The organism is Mesorhizobium sp. M7A.F.Ca.AU.002.02.1.1 (assembly GCF_003998535.1).
GTDB classification, from domain to species: Bacteria; Pseudomonadota; Alphaproteobacteria; order Rhizobiales; family Rhizobiaceae; genus Mesorhizobium; species Mesorhizobium ciceri.
Window position 1 is genome coordinate 1 of sequence record NZ_RZPB01000593.1, and the last position, 3,728, is coordinate 3,728.

The 3,728-nt window shown below is 63.4% G+C and carries 4 protein-coding genes and 1 pseudogene; 4 read left to right on the top strand and 1 reads right to left on the bottom strand.

The features are described 5' to 3' along the window. Positions 1–365: hypothetical protein (locus tag EN879_RS27425; RefSeq protein WP_127274363.1), on the bottom strand; the 365-nt coding region annotated here is incomplete at its 3' end. A gap of 179 nt (positions 366–544) precedes the next feature. On the opposite strand from EN879_RS27425, the gene ureC reads away from it, so the two are divergent. From ureC to EN879_RS27445, 4 genes and pseudogenes are all read left to right on the top strand, one after another. Continuing rightward, complete coding sequence (ureC, locus tag EN879_RS27430) at positions 545–2,260, top strand: urease subunit alpha (RefSeq protein ID WP_181172678.1); 1,716 nt, start codon at positions 545–547, stop codon at positions 2,258–2,260. Between the two features lie 92 nt (positions 2,261–2,352). Next, complete coding sequence (locus EN879_RS27435; RefSeq protein WP_027161070.1) at positions 2,353–2,946, top strand: hypothetical protein; 594 nt, start codon at positions 2,353–2,355, stop codon at positions 2,944–2,946. A 103-nt stretch (positions 2,947–3,049) separates the two neighbouring features. Further along, positions 3,050–3,637 carry an urease accessory protein UreE gene (gene ureE / locus EN879_RS27440; protein ID WP_063169755.1) on the top strand — a complete coding sequence of 196 codons (588 nt, stop codon included), beginning with the start codon at positions 3,050–3,052 and terminating at the stop codon, positions 3,635–3,637. Further along, positions 3,609–3,728 (top strand): annotated as a pseudogene (locus tag EN879_RS27445) (urease accessory protein UreF); the annotation flags it as partial. The gene ureE and the pseudogene EN879_RS27445, both read left to right, overlap by 29 nt.

The following is a 3,728-nucleotide window of genomic DNA, read 5'->3' on the forward strand; positions in this document are numbered from 1 at the left end:
ATCAGGGTCAGTGCGCCATTGGGTTCCATACTGGCTGCGACCACCTGCGCCGAGGTCATTCCCTTGGCCTCGAGCGCCGACTTGACCTTGGGTGTGGCGTCGATCGAGCTGCGCAGTTTCTTCAAGCCGTCATCGCCGCGCTGGGCGATCACCTGGTTGACCTGCGTCTGGGTGTCCTTTGGCAACTCGGTGATGTCGACGATGTTGACGCTCTGGATCGTCGGCACCGCGGGCTGAGCCTGGGGCGTGGCTGGAGCAGGCGTTGCCGGCGCCGGAGCGGGCTGTGGCGCGGGTTGCTCCTGGGCACTGGCGGCGCCCGCCAGCATCAGGCTGGCGGCGGCGGCAAGAACTATCGTTTTGCGCATGGATTTTCCTTTCCATCGATTGGCAAACGGTCGGTCTGGGGTGACGCCCTAACCTCAACCGCCAAATGGGATCAGAAGGTGTCGCCCAGCAGGTCATTGCGTGACCATAGGATGGCAGCAATGTGCAGCCGCGCTTCAATCCAACCGCATTTCGGCAAACCGCATTTCGGGAGCAATCGCTGATGGCCAGAATTACCCGCGCCGCCTACGCGCAGATGTACGGCCCGACGGTCGGCGACAGAGTACGGCTTGCCGACACCGAACTGTTCATCGAGGTCGAGAAGGATCTCACCATCCATGGCGAAGAGGTGAAATTCGGCGGCGGCAAGGTGATCCGCGACGGCATGGGCCAGAGCCAGGTTTCCAGGGCGCAAGGCGCCGTCGATACCGTGATCACCAACGCGCTGGTGATCGATGCCAGTGCAGGCATCTTCAAGGCCGATGTCGGGCTTCGCGACGGGCGCATCGCGGCCATCGGCAAGGCCGGCAATCCGGACACGCAGGATGGCGTCACCATCATCATCGGCCCCGGCACCGAGATCATCGCCGGCGAAGGCAAGATCCTGACATCAGGCGGCTTCGACGCGCATATCCACTTCATCTGCCCGCAGCAGATCGAGGAAGCGCTGATGTCAGGCATCACCACCATGCTCGGCGGCGGCACGGGCCCGGCGCACGGCACGCTGGCCACCACCTGCACGCCGGGGCCATGGCACATGGCCCGCATGATCCAGTCCTTCGACGCCTTTCCGATGAACATCGGCCTGTCGGGCAAGGGCAATGCCTCGCTGCCCGCCGCGCTCGAGGAAATGGTGCTGGGCGGCGCCTGCTCGCTGAAGCTGCACGAGGACTGGGGCACGACGCCGGCGGCCATCGATTGCTGCCTGTCGGTCGCCGACGATTACGACGTGCAGGTGATGATCCACACCGACACACTGAACGAATCCGGCTTTGTCGAGAACACGGTCGCCGCCATCAAGGGCCGCACCATCCACGCCTTCCACACCGAGGGCGCCGGCGGCGGCCACGCGCCCGACATCATCAAGGTCTGCGGCCTGCCCAACGTCATCCCGTCCTCGACCAATCCGACGCGGCCCTACACGGTCAACACGCTGGCCGAGCATCTCGACATGCTGATGGTCTGCCATCATCTGTCGCCGTCGATCCCCGAAGACATCGCCTTTGCCGAAAGCCGCATCCGCAAGGAGACCATCGCGGCGGAAGACATTTTGCACGACATCGGCGCCTTCTCGATCATCTCGTCGGATTCGCAGGCCATGGGCCGCGTCGGCGAAGTCGCGATCCGGACCTGGCAGACCGCCGACAAGATGAAACGCCAGCGCGGCTCGCTGCCGCAGGAGACCGGCAACAACGACAATTTCCGCGTCCGCCGCTACATCGCCAAATACACGATCAACCCGGCCATCGCGCATGGGCTGTCGAAAGACATCGGCTCGATCGCGGTTGGCAAACGCGCCGACCTGGTGCTGTGGAACCCGGCCTTCTTCGGCGTCAAGCCGGACATGGTGCTGATCGGCGGCATGATCGCCGCAGCCCCGATGGGCGACCCCAACGCCTCGATCCCGACGCCGCAGCCGATGCATTACCGGCCGATGTTCGGCGCCTATGGCAAGGCCAGGACCAACTCGTCGGTGACGTTCGTTTCCAAGGCAGCGCTCGAGTCGGGACTGCATGGCAGGCTCGGTGTCGACAAGCAGTTCGTCGCCGTCGAAAACACCCGCGGCGGCATCGGCAAGCATTCGATGGTGCTCAACGACGCCACGCCGCATGTCGAGGTCGATCCGGAAACCTACGAGGTGCGCGCCGACGGCGAGTTGCTGACCTGCGAGCCGGCGACGGTGCTGCCGATGGCGCAACGGTATTTTCTGTTTTGAAGCGGCGCTTCCACCGGGCGAGCATTATCCGTTGCAGCCCTTGGTGGAAGGCAGCACTATGCGGCCAACCAACAGCTGCATTGTGATCGAGCATGACCACCGAAATCGCTTCCGCCCACGACATCTTCCCGCACATCCGCATCGTCATGGGCATGGTGATCGGGCTTGGTGTCGCCCGCCTGCTGTCGGGGGTGGCGCGCATCGTCCAGCATCCCGGCCAGTACAAGCTCTATACCGTGCATCTGGCCTGGGTCGTCTCGGTGCTCCTGATGCTGGTGCATTTCTGGTGGTGGGAGTTCGGCCTCTACGCCGTCGAGATCTGGACCTTCGGCAAATATTTGTTCATCATTTTCTACGCGATCACGCTGTTCCTGCTGTGCGCGCTTTTGTTTCCCGATTCGATGCTGGACTACACCAGCTACGAGGATTTCTTCTATTCGCGGCGGGCGTGGTTCTTCGGCCTGCTGGCGGCGACCTATCTGCTCGACGTGGTCGACACGCTGCTGAAGGGGCCGGAGCATTTCGCCCGCTTCGGCAGCGAGTATCTGTTCCGCACGCCCGTCTTCGTCGCGCTCTGCATCATCGCGATCCTGGTGCGCGACCGCCGCTTCCACATCGCCTTTGTCACGGCGGCGCTTATCTACCAGATATCGTTCATCCTGCGGCTCTTCGACACCATCGTCTGAACGAACGCGATGGTCTAGCTTTGTTGGGGAAAGGCAGGGTTCGACATGTACAAGGCCATTGGATCGCGCGTGTGCGGGCACAAGCAAATGGGAAATCCATGAAATGAAACTCAACCTCAACACCGACTTCACCAAATTCCCGCGCGTCGTCTCGGTGCTGTCCGCCGGCGCTGCCGGAACCACCCTACCGTCCGGCCGGGCCATTCTCGCCCATGACGAGCGGCATCTGCGCCGCCGGGCCATCGAACTTGCCGACGGCAGCAAGGTGCTGGTCGACCTGCCCGAACCCGTCGCCTTGAACGATGGCGACCGGCTGGTGCTGGAGAATGGCGGCCATATCGAGATCATCGCGGCACCGGAAGAGGTCTACGACATCCGCGCCCGCGATGGCGTGCATCTGGCCGAACTCGCCTGGCATATCGGCAACCGCCATCTCGCGGCAGGCATCGAGGCCGGACGCATCCTCATCCTGCGCGACCATGTCATCAAGGCGATGCTGGAGGGGCTGGGCGCCACCGTGACCGACGTTTCCGAACCGTTCAAGCCGGTGCGCGGCGCCTATTCCGGCCATGCTGGGCAAAGCCACGATCACGGCCATGCGCATGCGCACGCCGAAGCGCACAGCCATTCTCATGGCGAAGCGCATTCCCATTCGCACAGTCATGCCGGCCATCACCACGATCATGACTGACCAGCCTTCGAACATCGCCCTGCTGCGGCTGATGGCGTGGCTGTCGCCTGCCTTTCCGGTCGGCGGCTTTTCCTACAGCCATGGTCTCGAG

What these genes read in the sequence shown, in the direction of transcription:
- EN879_RS27435 (WP_027161070.1), top strand. Translation starts at nt 2,353, where the DNA reads ATGACCACCGAAATCGCTTCCGCCCACGACATCTTCCCGCACATCCGC.
- ureE (WP_063169755.1), top strand. Translation starts at nt 3,050, where the DNA reads ATGAAACTCAACCTCAACACCGACTTCACCAAATTCCCGCGCGTCGTC.